The sequence below is a fragment of the Mycolicibacterium obuense genome (assembly GCF_055397605.1).
Genome location: NZ_AP043663.1, coordinates 2,104,642 through 2,121,987 on the forward strand (window position 1 = coordinate 2,104,642; position 17,346 = coordinate 2,121,987).

At 67.8% G+C, this 17,346-nt stretch carries 20 protein-coding genes and 1 pseudogene; 15 read left to right on the forward strand and 6 right to left on the reverse strand.

Annotation, left to right across the window (positions count from 1 at the left end; translation table 11 throughout):
• The first annotated feature begins 48 nt into the window (after positions 1 to 48).
• The 8 genes from ACZ50N_RS10025 to ACZ50N_RS10060 are packed head-to-tail and all read left to right on the forward strand — an operon-like array spanning position 49 to position 7,795.
• Complete coding sequence (locus ACZ50N_RS10025) at positions 49 to 1,014, forward strand: NADH-quinone oxidoreductase subunit B family protein (protein WP_046364081.1); 966 nt, start codon at positions 49 to 51, stop codon at positions 1,012 to 1,014.
• A gap of 20 nt (positions 1,015 to 1,034) precedes the next feature.
• A complete protein-coding gene (locus ACZ50N_RS10030) occupies positions 1,035 to 2,645 on the forward strand; it encodes a nickel-dependent hydrogenase large subunit (protein ID WP_046364082.1) in 1,611 nt (536 codons plus the stop codon).
• Positions 2,646 to 2,661: 16 nt separating this feature from the next.
• On the forward strand, positions 2,662 to 3,483 hold the full coding sequence (locus tag ACZ50N_RS10035) for a hydrogenase maturation protease (RefSeq protein WP_464475265.1): 822 nt from the start codon (positions 2,662 to 2,664) through the stop codon (positions 3,481 to 3,483).
• 5 nt (positions 3,484 to 3,488) lie between these two features.
• Positions 3,489 to 3,680 carry a hypothetical protein gene (locus tag ACZ50N_RS10040; RefSeq protein WP_236694266.1) on the forward strand — a complete coding sequence of 64 codons (192 nt, stop codon included), beginning with the start codon at positions 3,489 to 3,491 and terminating at the stop codon, positions 3,678 to 3,680.
• A gap of 17 nt (positions 3,681 to 3,697) precedes the next feature.
• Positions 3,698 to 4,906 (forward strand): tetratricopeptide repeat protein, encoded by a 1,209-nt coding sequence (locus ACZ50N_RS10045; protein ID WP_464475266.1) that lies wholly within the window; start codon positions 3,698 to 3,700, stop codon positions 4,904 to 4,906.
• Positions 4,903 to 5,766, forward strand: a complete 864-nt coding sequence (locus ACZ50N_RS10050) for a NifU family protein (protein WP_464475267.1) — start codon at positions 4,903 to 4,905, stop codon at positions 5,764 to 5,766. Before ACZ50N_RS10045 ends, ACZ50N_RS10050 begins: the two co-directional genes overlap by 4 nt.
• Positions 5,763 to 6,956: an NHL repeat-containing protein gene (locus ACZ50N_RS10055; RefSeq protein WP_464475268.1), complete on the forward strand. Its 1,194-nt coding sequence runs from the start codon at positions 5,763 to 5,765 to the stop codon at positions 6,954 to 6,956. The genes ACZ50N_RS10050 and ACZ50N_RS10055 overlap by 4 nt, the downstream gene beginning before the upstream one ends.
• A complete protein-coding gene (locus ACZ50N_RS10060; RefSeq protein ID WP_048423642.1) occupies positions 6,953 to 7,795 on the forward strand; it encodes a hypothetical protein in 843 nt (280 codons plus the stop codon). The genes ACZ50N_RS10055 and ACZ50N_RS10060 overlap by 4 nt, the downstream gene beginning before the upstream one ends.
• On the opposite strand, the gene ACZ50N_RS10065 is transcribed toward ACZ50N_RS10060, so the two are convergent.
• The 4 genes from ACZ50N_RS10065 to ACZ50N_RS10080 all read right to left on the reverse strand — a co-directional run bounded on the left by ACZ50N_RS10065 (position 7,782) and on the right by ACZ50N_RS10080 (position 10,873).
• On the reverse strand, positions 7,782 to 8,147 hold the full coding sequence (locus ACZ50N_RS10065) for a hypothetical protein (RefSeq protein ID WP_464475269.1): 366 nt from the start codon (positions 8,145 to 8,147) through the stop codon (positions 7,782 to 7,784). The genes ACZ50N_RS10060 and ACZ50N_RS10065 overlap by 14 nt on opposite strands.
• 22 nt (positions 8,148 to 8,169) lie before the next feature.
• Positions 8,170 to 8,334: a hypothetical protein gene (locus ACZ50N_RS10070; protein WP_464475270.1), complete on the reverse strand. Its 165-nt coding sequence runs from the start codon at positions 8,332 to 8,334 to the stop codon at positions 8,170 to 8,172.
• A 13-nt stretch (positions 8,335 to 8,347) separates the two neighbouring features.
• On the reverse strand, positions 8,348 to 9,430 hold the full coding sequence (locus ACZ50N_RS10075) for an IS110 family RNA-guided transposase (protein ID WP_046362712.1): 1,083 nt from the start codon (positions 9,428 to 9,430) through the stop codon (positions 8,348 to 8,350).
• Positions 9,431 to 9,634: 204 nt separating this feature from the next.
• Entirely contained in the window at positions 9,635 to 10,873 is a 1,239-nt protein-coding gene (locus ACZ50N_RS10080) for an HNH endonuclease signature motif containing protein (RefSeq protein ID WP_464475271.1), read from the reverse strand.
• A 121-nt stretch (positions 10,874 to 10,994) separates the two neighbouring features.
• Between ACZ50N_RS10080 and dapB the strand changes: the two genes are divergently transcribed.
• From dapB to ACZ50N_RS10100, 4 genes and pseudogenes are all read left to right on the forward strand, one after another.
• The gene (dapB, locus tag ACZ50N_RS10085; protein ID WP_464468343.1) at positions 10,995 to 11,732 is read left to right on the forward strand and encodes a 4-hydroxy-tetrahydrodipicolinate reductase; all 738 of its coding nucleotides are present in this window, start codon (positions 10,995 to 10,997) and stop codon (positions 11,730 to 11,732) included.
• Positions 11,729 to 12,196, forward strand: a complete 468-nt coding sequence (locus ACZ50N_RS10090; RefSeq protein ID WP_048423607.1) for a hypothetical protein — start codon at positions 11,729 to 11,731, stop codon at positions 12,194 to 12,196. Before dapB ends, ACZ50N_RS10090 begins: the two co-directional genes overlap by 4 nt.
• Complete coding sequence (locus ACZ50N_RS10095; protein WP_046366134.1) at positions 12,193 to 12,648, forward strand: flavodoxin family protein; 456 nt, start codon at positions 12,193 to 12,195, stop codon at positions 12,646 to 12,648. The genes ACZ50N_RS10090 and ACZ50N_RS10095 overlap by 4 nt, the downstream gene beginning before the upstream one ends.
• Positions 12,649 to 12,684: 36 nt before the next feature.
• Positions 12,685 to 13,142, forward strand: a pseudogene (locus tag ACZ50N_RS10100) (hypothetical protein).
• A 10-nt stretch (positions 13,143 to 13,152) separates the two neighbouring features.
• Here the strand turns inward: ACZ50N_RS10100 and ACZ50N_RS10105 are convergent.
• Positions 13,153 to 14,073, reverse strand: a complete 921-nt coding sequence (locus tag ACZ50N_RS10105; RefSeq protein ID WP_046366145.1) for an HpcH/HpaI aldolase/citrate lyase family protein — start codon at positions 14,071 to 14,073, stop codon at positions 13,153 to 13,155.
• A 5-nt stretch (positions 14,074 to 14,078) separates the two neighbouring features.
• Complete coding sequence (locus tag ACZ50N_RS10110; RefSeq protein WP_046366136.1) at positions 14,079 to 14,816, reverse strand: alpha/beta fold hydrolase; 738 nt, start codon at positions 14,814 to 14,816, stop codon at positions 14,079 to 14,081.
• Between the two features lie 43 nt (positions 14,817 to 14,859).
• On the opposite strand from ACZ50N_RS10110, the gene ACZ50N_RS10115 reads away from it, so the two are divergent.
• The 3 genes from ACZ50N_RS10115 to ACZ50N_RS10125 are packed head-to-tail and all read left to right on the forward strand — an operon-like array spanning position 14,860 to position 17,344.
• Positions 14,860 to 15,660, forward strand: a complete 801-nt coding sequence (locus tag ACZ50N_RS10115; protein ID WP_046366137.1) for a thymidylate synthase — start codon at positions 14,860 to 14,862, stop codon at positions 15,658 to 15,660.
• Positions 15,660 to 16,139 carry a dihydrofolate reductase gene (locus ACZ50N_RS10120; RefSeq protein ID WP_046366138.1) on the forward strand — a complete coding sequence of 160 codons (480 nt, stop codon included), beginning with the start codon at positions 15,660 to 15,662 and terminating at the stop codon, positions 16,137 to 16,139. Before ACZ50N_RS10115 ends, ACZ50N_RS10120 begins: the two co-directional genes overlap by 1 nt.
• Entirely contained in the window at positions 16,136 to 17,344 is a 1,209-nt protein-coding gene (locus tag ACZ50N_RS10125) for a winged helix-turn-helix domain-containing protein (RefSeq protein ID WP_464475272.1), read from the forward strand. Before ACZ50N_RS10120 ends, ACZ50N_RS10125 begins: the two co-directional genes overlap by 4 nt.
• Positions 17,345 to 17,346 lie beyond the last annotated feature (2 nt).

A 17,346-nucleotide genomic window follows, 5' to 3' on the forward strand; every position in this document is an offset into this window, starting at 1 on the left:
AAGAATTCGCTCCGCAGGGCCGGTCCCTGCAATGAGAGAGGAGTCCCCATGGCATCGGTGCTGTGGTTCCAGGGTGGTGCCTGTAGCGGCAACACCATGTCGTTCCTCAATGCCGAGGAGCCGAACGTCGTCGACCTGATCGTCGACTTCGGTCTCGACCTCCTGTGGCATCCGTCTCTGGGGCTGGAACTGGGGCAGAACGCGCAGAAGCTGTTCTCCGACTGCGCGACCGGGCAGCGACCGCTCGACATCTTCGTGTTCGAGGGAACGGTGATGGAGGCCTACGGCGGGCGCGCCGACATGTTCGCCGACCGCCCGATGAAAGACTGGGTGACCGACCTGGCCGGCGCCGCGCAGATCGTCGTCGCCATCGGGGATTGCGCCTGCTGGGGCGGCATCCCGGCGATGGAGCCCAATCCGTCGGGCTCCACGGGGCTGCAGTTCCACAAGCGGGAGAAGGGCGGCTTCCTCGGTCCGGACTTCCGTTCCAAGATGGGCCTGCCGGTCATCAATGTGCCCGGGTGCCCAGCACATCCGGACTGGATCACCCAGATCCTGGTCGCGTTGGCCACCGGGCGCGCCGGCGACATCACCCTGGACGATCTGCACCGGCCGGAGACCTTCTTCAAGACGTTCACCCAGACCGGGTGCACCCGCGTGCAGTTCTTCGAGTACAAGCAGTCGACGATGTCGTTCGGCGAGGGCACCCGAACAGGTTGCCTCTTCTACGAATTCGGCTGTCGCGGCCCCATGACGCATTCGCCGTGCAACCGCATCCTGTGGAACCGGCAGTCCTCCAAGACGCGGGCCGGCATGCCGTGCCTGGGTTGCACCGAGCCGGAGTTCCCGCACTTCGACCTCGCGCCGGGCACCTTGTTCAAGACCCAGAAGGTCAGCGGCATGATCCCGAAAGAAGTGCCCGAGGGAACCGACCATCTGACGTACATGGGCCTGGCCGCGGCTGCGCGTATCGCAGCGCCGCAGTGGTCCAAAGAAGACATGTTCGTGGTCTAGGGCCACCGGAAGGAATAGTGATGACGTCACAACTGGATCTGTTCGTCAGCCCGCTGGGCCGTGTCGAGGGTGACCTCGACGTCCGCGTCACGATCGACGACGGAGTCGTCACGTCGGCTTGGACCGAGGCTGCGATGTTCCGTGGGTTCGAGATCATCCTGCGCGGCAAGGACCCCCAGTCCGGACTGGTGGTCTGCCCGCGCATCTGCGGTATCTGCGGCGGCAGCCACCTGTACAAGTCGGCTTACGCGCTGGACACGGCCTGGCGCACCCACATGCCGCACAACGCGACGCTGATCCGCAACATCTGTCAGGCGTGCGAGACGCTGCAGTCGATCCCACGCTATTTCTACGCGCTGTTCGCCATCGACCTGACCAACAAGAACTACGCCAAGTCGTCGCTCTACGGCGAGGCCGTCCGACGCTTCGCTCCCTATGTCGGGACCAGCTATCAGCCCGGAGTCGTGCTGAGCGCGAAACCCGTTGAGGTGTATGCGATCTTCGGTGGTCAGTGGCCGCACTCGAGTTTCATGGTGCCCGGCGGTGTGATGTGCGCTCCCACACTGAGTGACGTCACCCGGTCGATCGCGATCCTGGAGCACTGGAACGACAACTGGCTGGAGAAGCAGTGGCTCGGGTGCTCGGTCGAGCGCTGGCTGGAGAACAAGACCTGGGAAGACGTGCTGGCCTGGGTCGACGAGAACGAGGCGCAGTACAACAGCGACTGCGGGTTCTTCATCCGCTACTGCCTCGACGTCGGCCTCGACAAGTACGGCCAGGGCGTCGGCAACTACATCGCCACCGGAACGTATTTCGATCCCACGCTTTACGAGAACCCGACCATCGACGGGCGCAACGCCGCGCTGATCGGACGCTCCGGCATCTACGCCGGCGGCACCTGGCACGAGTTCGATCAGGCCAATGTCCGCGAGGACGTGACGCACTCGTTCTATCAGGGGGACAGGCCGCTGCACCCCTTCGACGGAGAGACCATCCCGATCGACCCCGAGCTCGGCCGCAAACAAGGCAAGTACAGCTGGGCGAAGTCGCCCCGCTACGCGGTCGGCGATCTCGGCAACATCCCTCTCGAGGCGGGTCCGCTGGCGCGGCGGCTGGCCGCGGCCGGCCCGAATGCCGCCGCCCACCAGGACGACGATCCGTTGTTCCTGGACATCATGAACAAGATCGGCCCGTCGGTGATGGTGCGTCAGCTCGCCCGCATGCACGAAGCCCCCAAGTACTACCAGTGGGTGCGTCAGTGGCTGGACAACCTCGAGCTCAAGGAGAGCTTCTATTCGAAGCCGACCGAGTACGCCGAGGGCAAAGGGTTCGGGTCCACCGAGGCCGCGCGGGGATCGCTGTCGGACTGGATCGTCATCGAGGACAACAAGATCAAGAACTATCAGGTGGTCACTCCGACCGCGTGGAACATCGGCCCACGCGACGGCTCGGACGTGCTCGGCCCGATCGAGCGGGCGCTGGTGGGCTCGCCGATCGTCGACGCCGAGGACCCCGTCGAACTCGGCCACGTCGCCCGAAGCTTCGACTCGTGCCTGGTCTGCACCGTGCACGCCTACGACGGCAAGAGCGGCCGCGAGCTGAGCAAGTTCGTCATCAACGGGATGGTGTGAGCTGTCTTCTGCAGACATGGCCGACACCCCGGAGGCGCTTCTGGAGCCGCCGGGATGCGACGTGCTCGTCGTGGGATGTGGGAACCTGCTGCGCGGCGACGACGGAGTCGGGCCGGTCCTGGTGCGACACCTGTGGGAGCGCGGTGTTCCCGACGGAGCGAAGTTGGTGGACGGCGGCACGGCGGGGATGGATGTCGCGTTCCAGATGCGCGGTGCCCGTCGGGTCGTCATCGTCGACGCGGCGGCGACCGGCGCGGCGCCGGGGACCATGTTCGAAGTGCCGGGTGCTGACCTCGCCGAACTTCCGCTGCAGGGCCTGCACACCCACTCGTTCCGATGGGATCACGCGATTGCGTTCGCGCGCTGGGCGTTAGGCGCCGACTGCCCGACCGACATCACCGTGTTCCTGATCGAGGTCGCCGGTGTGGAGATGGGCGCTGAGTTGTCGGCACCGGTGACCGCAGCCATGGAGCAGGTCATCGACAGGATCGAGCGGCACTTTTTGGCTCCGCTGCGGCCGGACGCCGACCGGGACGTGACCGTCGAGTTCACCGCCGACGGTTATCTGCGTCTGGACGCCGCTACGGCGGCCGCCCGCTTTCCGTCCGATGCCGTCGCCGCCGTGCTGCGCGACGACGAGTTCTGGCTGATCCCGCTGCGCGGACCACGCAGCGGCGGGCTCCTGCTCAAACAGCGCACACCCGCCGGTGACCGCAGCGTCCTGGTGAGCGAGGTGCTGCGACACAGCCCGCTGCACGGCGTGTTCCGCGGATGCTGGGACGATGAGCAGACCGCGCTGCGGATCCCGATCGCCGGAGGCCGGGAGCGGGACGGGTGATCTGCGTGGCTGACCCCTCCGACGTGGCACGCACGGTCGAGACCGTGGTGGTGCCCGAGCGGGGCCAGTGGGTCGTCGAGGTCGTGGTCGTGTTCGACGACGGGGTGGTGCGCACCCGGATCAGCACCCACCGCAGTCGCCGGCGGGCCGAACTGGCCGCCGATCTCATCAAACGAGCCGCGGAGCGGGAGCTGTGATGGTCCAGGGAGGTGCCGTGACCGAGGTCGCTGTGGTGACGCGCCCGCAGCCGCTGGGTGTCTTCGGCCTACCGCTGGGCTACTTGCTGATTCCCGCGGGGACGGATACCGATGCGGCGCGCATCGCCCTGATGTCCGGGCGGTTGCCGGACGTGTGGCCGGAGCGCCTGACCGGACACCGGCACGCCCACGAGGGAGATCGCGAGGCCGCGTTGGCGGCCCTCGACGGCGACGATCCGGTCTCGCGCTACAACCGTTTCGTGCTGGACCCTGACGCGGCCGATCCCTCGCTGCTGCGGGAAGATCTCGGAGCCCTCGGTGTGCTCGTGGACGTCGTCCAGTTCGTCCTCGGACGAAGCACCAGCGTGCCCGATGCCACCGGGCTCGATGGCGAAGTGTCGGCTGCGGTGCTCGCGGTGGCTGCGTCCGCGGCCATCGACGACGGGCGACATGACGACGCGGTCGCGCTGCTCGACACCGCCGCCGAGGCTGCGACGTCGGTGAGCCGCGCGCTGACCGGGGTGCTGGTGGGCGCCGCCGCGGTGCTGTGCAGCGACCTCGCGGAGCCGACAGCGCTCACCCGCCTGCAGCGGGCGCTCGCTCTGCTCGACGAGGCCGACGGGCTGGCGGTGGTCCGAGCCGAACTTCACCTCACCGCGGCGGGGATTCTGCACGAGCAGGCAGCGCAGCATCCCGAGATGATGCCGGCGGCGATCCCGCACTATCACTCTGCGCTGCAACTGATCCGGCGCGAGGACGCCCCGGTGCTGTGGGCGTCCGCGCACGCCGACCTCGCCATCGCCTACCTGACGATGCCGATGGTGGAGGCGTCGAGCCAGTTGCGGCTCGGCATCGCCGCGCAGTCGTTGCGTCAGGCGCTGACCGTGTTCACCCGTGAGGACCACCCGCAGCGATGGGCCAGCGTGCAGCTCAACCTCGCGAACTCGTTGGTGTACCAGCCTTCTCGGCACCGGCAGGAGAACCTGGTGGAAGCCGTCGAGATCTACGAGGCGGTGCTGGCCACCCGGGATCGCGACAGCGATCCGCAGGGCCGCGCCCGGGTGCTGGCCAACCAGGGCAACGTGCTGGCTCACCTCGGCGTGTTCGACCAGGCGAAGGCGAAGCTCTACGAGGCGCGGTTCTTGTTCGAGGAAGCGGGTGACACCGACTCGGTGCGGTCCGTGCGCGGTGTGCTCGACGAGATCTCCCGGGAGGGCGCGCGATGACGGTCACCGACGGCGTGGGTCTCGAGGAGCTGGCCGGCCGGGTCGACGCGGCGGTGGGCGCGCTCGCCGATCTGGAACCTGCGGCGCGGGCTGCCGCCGAGGAGTTGAAGGCGGCGCTGGAAGACATCCATCGTGCCGGGTTGACGACCATCGTGACGCGGATGCGAGCCGACGACGGAGCGCGCCCGCTGCTGTTCGATCTGGTCGACGATCCGGTGGTGCGCATGCTGTTGACGCTGCACGGCATCCTGCGGCCCGACCCGGTGACACTTGCCGAGCGCGCGTTGGCCGGGGTGCGCCCGCAGCTGCACAGCCACGGAGGCGACGTGGCCCTGGTGCGCGTGGACCCGCTCGACGGCGGGTACGTCGCCGTCGTTCGGCTCGAGGGAGCCTGCAACGGCTGCTCGATGTCCTCGGTGACGTTGCGCGAACTGGTCGAACAGGCTCTGCGACAGGGACTTCCGGGACTGCGGACGGTCGAGGTGGCGCCGGCCGAACCCTCCCCGGCGCTGATCCCGGTCGAGGCGTTGCGGATGCCGGCCCGGCCGGTCGAGGACGGTTGGGTGCGGGCGGGACGTGCCGAGGAGGTTCCCGTCGGCGAGATCGCCACACCCTGCGACGGTGTCATCGTGGTCAACGTCGGGCAGCGGCTGGCGGCCTACCGCAACGAATGTGCGCACGAAGCCCTTCCGCTCGACGACGCGATCATCGACACGACGGCGGGAACGTTGACGTGTCCGTGGCACGGATTCTGCTTCGACGCCGCGTCGGGGGAGTGCGTCTCGGTTCCCGGTGTGCAACTCGCGCAGCTGCCGCTGCGCGTCGACGAGGGAGTGATCTGGGTTCGGACCGGCCGATGAGTCGCTACACGGTGCGGCGCACGGTGGCCGGCCGCCCTGCCGGGCACACTCCGACCGCGGTGCTGGCCGACGACCACACCGGCGGCTGGCGCCCCACGACCTGGCTCGGTGCACCCGCGCCGGGTGGACTGGCCTTACCGCAGGCGGCGCCGAGCATGTCGTGGATGTATTCGCCCCGAGGCGTTTTCGTCGACGACTCTCACCTCGTCGTCGCAGATTCCGGCAACCATCGGGTGCTCGTCTGGCACGGTGTCCCGAGCGTCGACGAGCAACCGGCAGACGTGGTGCTGGGGCAGGCCGACGGGTGCACGGAGGGCCGGGCCGCGGCCGGCCGCGGCCCGGAGCGCGGCATGAATCTGCCGACAGGCGTCGCGATCGTCGACGGGCGGCTGATCGTCGCCGACGCCTGGCATCACCGCATCCTGATCTGGAACTCGGTGCCGCAGCGCGACGATGTCGCCCCCGATGTGATTCTGGGGCAGAGCGATGCCGCATCGGTGGAACCGAACGCGGGCGGCGAGTGTTCCGCGGCGACGTTCTACTGGCCGTTCGGCTTCGCGGTGCTCGGCGGGCGGTTCTGGGTGGCCGACACCGGCAACCGGCGCGTGCTCGGATTCGATGGCGGCATCCCCGATCCGGGGCAGCCGGCGGACATCGTGGTCGGCCAGCCGTCGCCGCATTCGCGGGAGGAGAACCGGGGGGAGGCGCCAGGCCCGGCGAGCTTCCGCTGGCCGCACGCCATCAGCGGCACCGACGAGGTCATGCTGGTGGCCGACGCGGGTGATCACCGCGTACTCGGCTGGTCGCCACACCCTGCGTCCGATCACGCAGCGAATTCGGTTCTCGGGCAACACGACTTCCGCTCAGCCGAAGAATGGCCGTACGGGCCGCATTCGGGTGACCGGTTCCGGTTCCCCTACGCGGTGGATCTCGATGGCGACACCCTGGCGGTGGCCGACACGGCGAACAACCGCGTGCTGTTGTGGGACCGGATACCGGCCGAGCCGCTCGGCGGCCGGCCGGCCGATCACGTGTTGGCCCAACCCGGCTTCACGTCGAACGGGGAGAACCGCTGGGCGCTGGTGGGGCACGACACGCTCTGCTGGCCGTATGGGCTGAGCCTGCACGGTGAGGTGATGGCGATCGCCGATTCGGGCAACAACCGCGTGATGGTGTGGCGGCGATCGTGAGACCGCGCATCGTGCAGTGCGACGGCCAGATCGGCTTTCGGTGGACGCGAGCTGACGGCACGGCGACCACGGTGGCCGAACTCGTCGCCGGCAGTGATGCCGATGAAGAACCTGAGCGTCTCACCGCCACACATCTCGCCGCCCTCGACGACGCGATGATCGACGCGGCCCGCCGCTTCGGTGAGCTACTGGGTGCGGGCCGGCGGCCGACTGCACACGAGCGGGGGGACCTCGCTGAGCTCTACCGCTGCCTCGACGACGCCTGCCTGGATTACTCGCGTGCTGCGGATCTTCTCGGGATGAGCCCCGACTCCCGGGCGGGGCGGATCGTCGGAACGGCAGTGCTGATGTCGATCCTGGCCCGGCAGGCGCTCGACATGCTGGGCCCGGCGCCACTGGACGGCTCGTTGGATGAGCCGGCGCTCGGGGTGGTCGGTGGATACGGGGAGATGGTGCAGGTCGATCCCGATCGCCCGTGGAAGGGTGGCCGGTGGGTGGTGCGGACCGAGTCGGGTGCGCGGCTGCCACTCACGTTGTCGATGATCCTGTTCGACAGCTCGGGCACCAACGCAGATGCTGCCCGCGATGAGCACTGCGAGGCGCTGCGGACGGTGACATCGACTGTGGGACAGTCAGGTTCGGATGTGTACGACGCGGCCTGCGCGCTGGACTGGCTGCTCTACGACTACCTGATGGCCCACCGCGACGGGCCGGACAGTGCCGAGATCGTGTTCGCCAAGGGCCGCGACGGGGACGCCGTGGTGGTGGTCGCCGCAGCAGCGGCATCGGTGCGGGCCAGGGCGACGTTCGACCCGGCACTCGCCCTCAGGCGGGGGTGAGCGTGACGTTGTGCAAGGAGACCGCGACGTCGGTGGGCAGGATGTCGACGAACGTGGGCTCGGTGCGGAGCCCATCTCCGGTGGCGATGATGTTGCCGCCGATGCACGGGAAGTCGCGACAGCGGAACCAGTACCCGGGCGGGCTCTGATAGGGCTGCATGCTCGGCGACTGATCGACGCGGTACCGGCCCGGCGGGATGAACGACGTCGACCAGCCGTCGCGCGGCTGAGTCGTCACGCCGAACACGCCGTTGCTTCCATAGTTCGGTGCGGCGGACGCGGGCGCAGCCAGAACGCACCCCATTGCAACGACGCCGGCGGCAACGGTTCCCACGACAGGGGCGACCTTCATACGGTCGACAGTAACCCCGCCGCTACGGTCCGTGGTCGTCTTCGGGCAGGAGGTGGCGTTCGGGGTGGTGGTAGCCGTTCACGCGGCGCGCGTCGCGGCGTGGCCCGGTGTCGAGGTCGGGTGGGGGCAGCCATTCGGTCTGGCCGCGGTCGTTGACTTTCGTGGTCCAGCCGGTCTGTTCGACCATCCGATTGATGCTCCTATGCAGCGTCAAGGCTTTCTTTGGGTGCGGCTAGGTCGGCTTGGAGTGCTCGGTAGAGCTCGCGTACGACTGCCCGTTTGAGGCAGCGGATGATTTCTTTTTTGGTCTTTCCTTCTTGGATCCGCCGTTCGAGATAGCGCTGAGTGGGTTCGTGCCATCGCAGACGATTGATCACGATGAGGTGGATGGAGCAGTTGGCGTGACGGTCGCCGCCGCGATGTAACCGGTGGCGAGTGGTGTTGCCACTGCTGGCTGGAATGGGAGCTACCCCGCACAAGCGAGCGAGAGACGCTTCGGAAGAGAGTCGGTCGCTGTTCTGGCCGGCAGTTGTCAATAGCTGGCCAGCGGCTTCAGTTCCAACTCCGTTGATGGCTAATAGGTTTGGTGCGTGTTTGGTGAGGATGTCCTTGAGTTCGGTGTTGGCTTCGGCGATCTCCTCGTCGAGATATTGGATCCGTCGAGCCAGGCGTCGCAGCATCCTGCGGGCGGTGATCGTGGGATCGTCGATGGCGCCGGCGGTCGGTATGCGCAGCCGGGCGCAGCGTGAGACCAGGGCGGCGCGGTCATAGCTGGCGAGTTTTGCTCGCAGATCTTCGGGTGCGCACCAGAGCAGGCCGTGGATCTGCTGAAGCGCTGCTTTGCGCGCCTTGGCTGCGCTGCGGCGGGTAGCCCGGATCTGTCGTACGGCCTCGACATGACCGTCACGATTTTTTGGGGTGGTGGTGGCTGATTCGCTGAGTACCGCGCGGGCGGCGTTGATCGCATCGATTGGATCGGACTTGCCTTGTCGGCGGCGGTCTTGGCGGTTAGGTCGGGCCACCTCGATCACTCTCACGCCCTGGGCTTGCAGATGACGGTGTAAGCCAGCCCCGAACGAGCCGGTGCCCTCGATACCAACGGTGGTGAGGCCGCCGAGCGACTGCGCCCAGGACAGCAGGCGTTGATACCCCGCCGGTGTAGCTGCGAACTCCTGATCACCCAATAGCTGGCCCGTGCCAGCATCCAAAACGGCGGCGTGATGGGTCATTTTGTGAGTGTCGACGCCCGCTACGACGTGACGAGTTAGCGATAGCTTTGTCATGCTGGTTCCTGCCGTCCTCTATCCGGTGGATGGGTGGGCGTCACCGGCGTCGATGGTTGGACAGGACAGAGATGGGGGCCTGTTGGCGCAAGCTCCTATGAAGTCACAGCCGTCACGTCGGTGACGTCGAGCACGCCACCATCGACGACAGCCGACAGATCAACACGCAGGACAACCCGTTAAGGGTGTCAGTCAGGGCCGGAGTCAGACCGCCGCCGACAGTGGCGCCCCTCCATGCTCTCTGTCCGGCCCACACGCGAGGGTGAGGGTGGTGATGTCGGTGGCCCCGCCGGTTTTCCAGTCGTCGATGTGGTGGACCTGGGTCCAGTAGCCCGGCACCGTGCAGCCGGGCCGGGTGCAGCCCCGCGCGGAAGAGTGCAGCACGATCCGCTGCGCCGGGCTCGCCAGCCGTCTCGTCCGGCCCAGATACAGCGGTTGATTGGTGTGGCGGTCGAACACCGCCAGATAGTGATGGGCGTGGGTGGCCATCCGGATGAGGTCGGCCATCGGCAAGAGGCTGCCACCACCGGTGACCGCCACCCCCGCGGACTTCTCGAGTTCCTGCAAGGTTGTGGAGACGATCACGGTGACCGGTAATCCGTTGTGCGAGCCGAGGTCTCCGGAGCTCAGGGCCATGCGGCCGACGGCCAGCCACGCGTCGTGGTTGCGCTGCGCCGCACTACGGGTATCACCCCGCACCTTTTCCGGGTCGGGTTCTGCGTCGACGCAGGGTGTCTCGTCATCGGGGTTGCACATCCCCGGCGCCGCGAGCTTGGCCTGGATTGCCTCGTAGGTGGCGCGTGCTTCCGGGGTGATCCAGCCGGTGAGTCGGCTCATCCCGTCAGCTTGCTGCTCACCGATTCTGATGCCACGTTTGCGTGCGCGGTCGGCATCGGTGGGCTCGGGGCCGTCTTGGTCGATCATCGCCGCTAACCGATCCGCCGATTTCTTCAGATCCTCGGGTGTCAGACCGGCACCGAGCGAGGCCAACTGGCGGTCGGCTGCGGCGCGGGTGTCGACATCGACCCACCCGGGAAGGTCCTTGTGGAACGTCGCGATCACCGCGACATGCTCGCCGTCCAAGGCGCCGGCGGCCTGCGCGGCGGCGGTCGCCTCCCACAACGGCGCCAGCGGCTCCCCGGTCAACGCCTGCCGCGGACCCAACGCGGCCGCGTCAGCCAGGCGCCGTTTCGCATCGCGCTCGGACACCCGCAGTGCGGTGGTCAGGACCTTCTTCCACGACGCTTCACCGAGCCGGCGCGGCTCCGTCTCCGTGGTGAGCCGAGCCAGGATCTGATGCTCCAGCGCTGGCACCGATCGCACCACCGTCGTCACCTCAGACAACAGAGCCACCAACTCCGGGTGGGTCAGCGTGTCGCAGGCCTCGGACAGGATCGTGAGCTGAGCCCGCAACCCCTGCACCGCACCGGCGACCACATCCATACATCGAACACTAGTTCGAAGCACCGACAAGTTGGGATCGCGGCGTGACGACACGGACGCATGGTGCCAACGAGTTTCGTGAGGTTGGAGGCGCGGATCGCCGACACGTTAGGCTCGGCGCATGCGAGTCGGAGTGCTGGGCGCCAAGGGCAAGGTCGGTGCGGCGATGGTGGCAGGCGTCGAGGCTGCCGATGACCTGACGTTCACCACGGGCGTCGACGCAGGGGATTCGCTTTCGTCCCTCGTTGACACCGACACCGAGGTCGTCATCGACTTCACTCACCCCAGCGTCGTGATGGACAACCTGAAGTTCCTCATCGACAACGGGATTCACGCTGTGGTCGGCACCACCGGGTTCACCGACGAGCGCCTCGACCAGGTCCGCGGCTGGCTCGACGGCAAGCCCGACGTGTCGGTGCTGATCGCCCCCAACTTCGCGATCGGCGCCGTGCTGTCGATGTACTTCGCCCAGCAGGCCGCGAAGTACTTCGAATCCGTCGAGGTCATCGAACTCCACCATCCGCACAAGGCCGACGCGCCGTCGGGCACCGCGGCACGCACCGCCCAAATCATCGCCGAGGCGCGAAAAGGCATGCCGCCCAACCCTGATGCCACCAGTACCGGGCTCGACGGTGCCCGCGGCGCCGACGTCGACGGCATACCGGTGCATTCCATCCGCCTCGCCGGACTGGTCGCCCACCAGGAGGTCCTCTTCGGCACGCAGGGGGAGACGCTCACCATTCGGCACGACAGCATCGACCGCACCTCGTTCGTTCCGGGCGTGCTGCTGGCCGTCCGCAAGATCGGTGACCATCCCGGCCTGACCGTCGGTCTGGAACCGCTGCTCGACCTGACATGACCGAAGGCCGCCGCGCACTGCGCACCCAGCTGCTCATCGGCTTCATGAGCGTCGCGCTCGTGGTGTATTTTGTGCTGCTCGGCCGCGCCGCGGTCATCCTGATCAAGTCCGGTGAAGCGGCCCCCATCGGCCTCGGCGTGGCCATCCTGATCCTGCCCGTCGTCGGTGCCTGGGCGCTGATCGCCACTCTGCGTGCGGGTCTCGCGCATCAACGGCTCGCCCGACTCGCCCGTGAACAGGGCATGGAGCTCGACATCAGCGACCTGCCCCGCCGGCCGTCGGGCCGCATCCAACGAGACGCTGCCGACGCGCTTTTCGCTTCTGTCAGAGAGGAAGTCGAGGCGCAGCCCGACGACTGGCGGCGGTGGTACCGGTTGGCCCGCGCCTACGACTACGCCGGCGACCGTAGCCGCGCCCGCGAGACCATGAAGAAGGCCGTGCAGATGGAAGAGGGGTCGCGGTGAGCAGGACGCTGCTCATCGTCCACCACACTCCGTCGCCGCACTGTCACGAGATGTTCGAGGCGGTGGTGGCCGGCGCGACCGACCCCGACATCGACGGCGTCGACGTCGTCCGGCGACCGGCGCTCACGGTATCGCCGGTCGAGATGCTCGAGGCCGACGGCTATCTCCTCGGGACTCCGGCGAATCTCGGCTCCATCTCCGGCGCTCTCAAGCATGCGTTCGACCAGAGCTACTACCAGCTTCTGGATTCCACGCGGGGGCGGCCGTTCGGGCTGTGGCTGCACGGCAATGAGGGCACCGAGGGGGCCGAGCGGGCGGTCGACGGCATCACCGCCGGACTGGGATGGGTCAAGGCGGCCGAGCATGTGGTGATCGCGGGCAGACCCACCAAGGCCGACCTCGAGGCGTGCTGGAATCTCGGCGCGACAGTCGCTGCTTCGCTGATGGAGTGACCGTCGGTATGCTGCGCCCGTTGGGAGAGGAGCATCATGCCTGGTATCGCCGAGATCGCACTCGCCGGCGCCCCGATCGCCGGGGGCGCCCTGCTCGGCGTCGCCGCCGGTAATCTGCGGCCGCCGGACATCCGCGCGTTGATCGTCAAGGACATGGACCTGCTCGATCGAATCCCCGCCGAGCAGGTGGAGCGGCGAGCAGAACTCCAGCGCGTCATCGACATCCGTATCGACGATCTGATCGGCGCCGTCGACAAGAACCGGGAACTTCGCCAGCTCGCCGCGTCCTACGAAGGCAACTGGCGCGACATCGTCGTGTTCATCTGCGCGGTGCTCTTCACCATCGGTGGTGGAACGTCGACCACTCACGGACGAATTGGGTGCTGATGTTCGTCGTGATGATCGTGCTGTCGATCCTCGCAGGCGTCTACGCAGCCCGCGGCATCCTGCGCGGGCTCGCATCATTCCTCAAGGGCCGCCGCACGTCTCAGTAGTAGGCCGCGGTCAGTAGTGATAGGTGTCCGACGGCGCCGGGATGTGCACCGGATCGTCGACATCGTCGAATGCCGAGGGCTCGATACCGTAGGCGCGGGCCAGATCGAGGATCTTGTTCGCGCGGGCCATCCTGGGGAGGTCTGAGCCGTTGCGGATCTCACCGCCGTCGCGTTCGAATTCGACGAGAAACTCCTTGGCCCAGCTGATCTCCTCGAGCGAGGGGGAGAGTCCCTCGTTGACCGTCGGGCACTGATCCGGGGTCAGGCAGATCTTGCCGGTCATCCCGAACTCAGCCGAGACGGCGGTTGCCTCGCTCAACCGCAGGGCGCTCGAACCGACCGTCGGCCCGTCGATGGCTCCCGGCAGGTGCGCGGCTTTGGCCGCGATCGTGAAGCGCGAGCGCGCATAGGCCAGCGTGGTCGGATTGTCGCCGAACCCGGTGTCGCGGCGGAAGTCGCCGATGCCGAATGCAAGGCGGAAAGTGCCCTTGGCTGCGGCGATCTCGGTGATGCGCTCCAGTCCGCGGGCTGTCTCGACGAGCGCGACGATCGGCACGTTCGGCAGGCGCTTGGCTGTCTCGGTGACGTGATCGACAGATTCCACCATCGCGAGCATCACGCCGCCCACCGAGGAGCCGGCGAGCATGTCGAGATCACCGGCCCACCACTCGGTACCGAAACCGTTCACCCGGACCCAGTCGTCGTGTCCATCGGCCAGCCAGCGAATCACGTTGTCGCGGGCCCTCGCCTTGTCCTTCGGCGCGACGGCGTCTTCGATGTCGAGCACGACGATGTCGGCCCGCGATTGCTCCGCAGGCGCGAACCGCTCGTACTGCGCGCCGTTGACGAGCAGCCAGCTGCGTGCCAGCACCGGATCTATCCGGAAGCCGTGCTCGCCGGAGTCCGATTCGCTGAAGGTCTGGTCATACACGCCGCTCACCCTAGGTGAGCGCCGAAAAACGACTGCATCGCCTCCCAGTGTCGCCGCGCTGCGGGCTCGTCGTAGGGCCCGTTGTCGGGCACGGCGAAGCCGTGAAACGCGTCGTAGAACTCCACGGTGTGCTCGATCCCGGCCGCGGTGAGCGCCTTGTCCAGGGCTTCGCCGTCATCGACCGTGAACGACCGGTCGTTCTTGGCCGCACCGACGTACACCGCTGCCCGCATCCGGTCGGCGAGGTGGTGTGGGCTGTTCGGCTCGTCGGTGACCAGCCCGCCGCCGTGGAAGGACATCGCCGCGGCCACCCGCTCGGGCACCAGGCCGGCCACGGTCAGCGATGTCCGCCCACCCATGCAGTAGCCCGTCGTACCGAACGCGTCGCCCCGCACCTCGGGTCGCGCGGCCAGATAGTCGAAGAACGCGGCGGCATCAGCGGCCATCACGTCCGGGGTCACCTTGCCCATCATCGCGAACAGCCGGGTGCGTTCGGCCTCGTCGTCGAACACCGTCGCCATCGAGAACGGCGCCCAGTCGCCGTCGCGGTAGTAGACGTCGGGCACCAGCACCGCGTAGCCGTGTTCGGCCAGCTTGTCAGCCATCGCGCGGAAGGTCGGCCGGACGCCGCCGGCGTCGGGGTACATGACGATGCCCGGCCATGGGCCGTCCCCGTCGGGGGTGTGCAGGCTGACCGGGCAGGAGCCGTCAGCGGTGGTGACAGAGTCGGTGATCCTCGGCATGGGTTCCGTTCTACTCCCGGTCGCGGCCCGTAAGCTATGGGCCGTGCCGATTCCCACCCCGTACGAGGACCTTCTGCGTCTGGTGCTCGAGCAGGGGACCCCGAAGTCCGACCGGACCGGCACCGGCACCCGCAGCGTGTTCGGCCATCAGCTGCGGTACGACCTGAGCGCGGGGTTCCCGCTGATCACCACCAAGAAGGTGCACACCAAGTCGATCGTCTACGAATTGCTGTGGTTTCTGCGCGGCGATTCCAACGTGCGCTGGCTGCAAGAGCACGGTGTCACCATCTGGGACGAATGGGCCTCGCCGACAGGCGATCTCGGCCCCGTCTACGGCGTCCAATGGCGATCCTGGCCGACGCCGTCGGGGGAGCACATCGACCAGATCAGTGCGGCGCTGGAGTTGCTCAAGCGCGATCCGGACAGTCGGCGCAACATCGTCTCGGCATGGAACGTCGGCGAGATCCCGCAGATGGCGCTGCCGCCGTGCCACGCGTTCTTCCAGTTCTACGTGGCCGACGGCAGACTGAGCTGCCAGCTCTACCAGCGCAGTGCCGATCTGTTTCTCGGGGTGCCGTTCAACATCGCCAGCTATGCGCTGCTGACCCACATGATGGCGGCACAGGCCGGTCTGGCCGTGGGTGACTTCGTATGGACCGGCGGGGACTGCCACATCTACGACAACCACGTCGAGCAGGTCACCGAACAGCTCTCCCGCGACCCGCGACCGTATCCTGAACTCGTTCTGGCGCAACGTGATTCGATCTTCGACTACACCTATGAGGACGTGGTCGTCAGAAACTACGATCCGCACCCGGCGATCAAAGCGCCGGTGGCCGTCTAGTGGGCCTGAATCTGATCTGGGCGCAGTCCAGCTCCGGGGTGATCGGCCGCGACAACGGGATTCCGTGGCAGGTGCCCGAGGACATGGCCCGCTTCAAGGAGCTGACCATGGGGCAGACGGTGATCATGGGTCGCCGGACCTGGGAATCGCTGCCCGCCAGGTTCCGGCCACTGCCTGGGCGAAGAAATGTCGTACTCACCCGGCATGCTGATTACGTGGCTGACGGGGCAGAGACGCGCACGGAGCTCGACGGAGTCGCGCTCGAGGACGCGTGGGTGATCGGCGGGTCCGAAATCTACGGGCTGGCGCTTCCGCGGGCGACGCGGTGCGAGGTCACCGAGATCGACATCGACCTGCGACGGGAAGACGACGACGCGCTGGCGCCGGTCCTCGACGAACGCTGGGCGGGCACGGTGGGCGCCTGGCAGGACAGCGCGTCCGGCCTGCGCTACCGGTTCGGCACCTATCTGCGGGCATGATCACCGCTGCGCAGGCCCGCCGAGTGGCCGTCGCGGCACAGGGGTTCGGTGAGGCGAAACCGGCCGGTGCAGTCACCCGCGCACACCTCAAGCGCCTCATCGCCCGCATCCAGGTGCTGCAGCTGGACTCTGTCTCGGTGGCGGTGCGGGCCCACTACGCCCCGGTGTTCAGCCGCCTCGGCCCCTACGACCGGGACCTACTGGACCGCGCCGCGTGGAGCCATTCGGCCCGGTCGCCGCGGCTGCTCGTCGAGTACTGGGCCCACGAGGCCGCGCTGATGGCCGTTGACGACTGGCCGCTCATGCGCTGGCGGATGGCCGAGTACGAGCACGGCCGCTGGGGTAGGGACATCGTCAAGCGCAACGGCAAGCTCGCCGAGGACATCGTGGCCGCGATCACCGAGCTCGGACCTGCCACCGCGGGACAGATCGAGGCCCACCTGGAATCCGAGCCCAGGGGCCGCAAAGGCCCGTGGTGGGATCGCAGCGACACCAAATGGGTGGCCGAAGCGCTGTGGGCGTCCGGCGTGCTGACCACCGCGACGCGCATCGGGTTCGCCCGGCACTACGACCTGACCGAACGGGTCCTGCCGCCCGACGTGGTGGCCCGGCAGGTGGGCGAGCCGGACGCGGTGCGCGAGCTCGCGCTGCGCGCGGCGACCGCGCTGGGCATCGCCACCGAGGCCGACATCCGGGACTACTTCCGGCTCAGCGCCCGACAGGTCAAACCCGCGATCGCCGCGCTGGTCGCCGACGGCGAACTGGAACCCGTCGAGGTCGAGGGGTGGGCAGCGCCGGCCTACCTGCGCGCCGGCCAGATCGTGCCGCGGCGCGACCGCGGTACGGCACTGCTGTGCCCGTTCGATCCGCTGATCTTCTTCCGGCCCCGCGTCGAGCGGCTGTTCGGGTTCCACTACCGCATCGAGATCTACACCCCGGCTCCGAAGCGGCAGTTCGGCTACTACGTATGGCCTTTCCTGCTCGACGGGCGGCTCGTCGGGCGGGTGGACCTCAAGGCCGATCGGGTCGCCGGTGCTCTCCACGTGCTCGGCGCGTTCACCGAGGACGGCCGCGACCGGGCACACGTCGCCGCCGAACTCGCCGCGCAGCTGAAGCAGATGGCCGGCTGGCTGGGGCTCGCCGATGTCGTCGTGGGTGAGCGCGGCGATTTGGTCCCGCAGCTGCGCACAGCCTTGCTTCACTGAGG

Bases quoted from the DNA above. Each gene is read 5' to 3' on its own strand.
- ACZ50N_RS10110 (WP_046366136.1), bottom strand. From the start codon at position 14,816: ATGCCGAGGATCACCGACTCTGTCACCACCGCTGACGGCTCCTGCCCG.
- ACZ50N_RS10065 (WP_464475269.1), bottom strand. From the start codon at position 8,147: ATGAAGGTCGCCCCTGTCGTGGGAACCGTTGCCGCCGGCGTCGTTGCA.
- ACZ50N_RS10090 (WP_048423607.1), top strand. From the start codon at position 11,729: ATGACCGAAGGCCGCCGCGCACTGCGCACCCAGCTGCTCATCGGCTTC.
- ACZ50N_RS10025 (WP_046364081.1), top strand. From the start codon at position 49: ATGGCATCGGTGCTGTGGTTCCAGGGTGGTGCCTGTAGCGGCAACACC.
- ACZ50N_RS10035 (WP_464475265.1), top strand. From the start codon at position 2,662: ATGGCCGACACCCCGGAGGCGCTTCTGGAGCCGCCGGGATGCGACGTG.
- ACZ50N_RS10080 (WP_464475271.1), bottom strand. From the start codon at position 10,873: ATGGATGTGGTCGCCGGTGCGGTGCAGGGGTTGCGGGCTCAGCTCACG.
- ACZ50N_RS10125 (WP_464475272.1), top strand. From the start codon at position 16,136: ATGATCACCGCTGCGCAGGCCCGCCGAGTGGCCGTCGCGGCACAGGGG.
- ACZ50N_RS10050 (WP_464475267.1), top strand. From the start codon at position 4,903: ATGACGGTCACCGACGGCGTGGGTCTCGAGGAGCTGGCCGGCCGGGTC.
- ACZ50N_RS10055 (WP_464475268.1), top strand. From the start codon at position 5,763: ATGAGTCGCTACACGGTGCGGCGCACGGTGGCCGGCCGCCCTGCCGGG.
- ACZ50N_RS10075 (WP_046362712.1), bottom strand. From the start codon at position 9,430: ATGACAAAGCTATCGCTAACTCGTCACGTCGTAGCGGGCGTCGACACT.
- ACZ50N_RS10070 (WP_464475270.1), bottom strand. From the start codon at position 8,334: ATGGTCGAACAGACCGGCTGGACCACGAAAGTCAACGACCGCGGCCAG.
- dapB (WP_464468343.1), top strand. From the start codon at position 10,995: ATGCGAGTCGGAGTGCTGGGCGCCAAGGGCAAGGTCGGTGCGGCGATG.
- ACZ50N_RS10030 (WP_046364082.1), top strand. From the start codon at position 1,035: ATGACGTCACAACTGGATCTGTTCGTCAGCCCGCTGGGCCGTGTCGAG.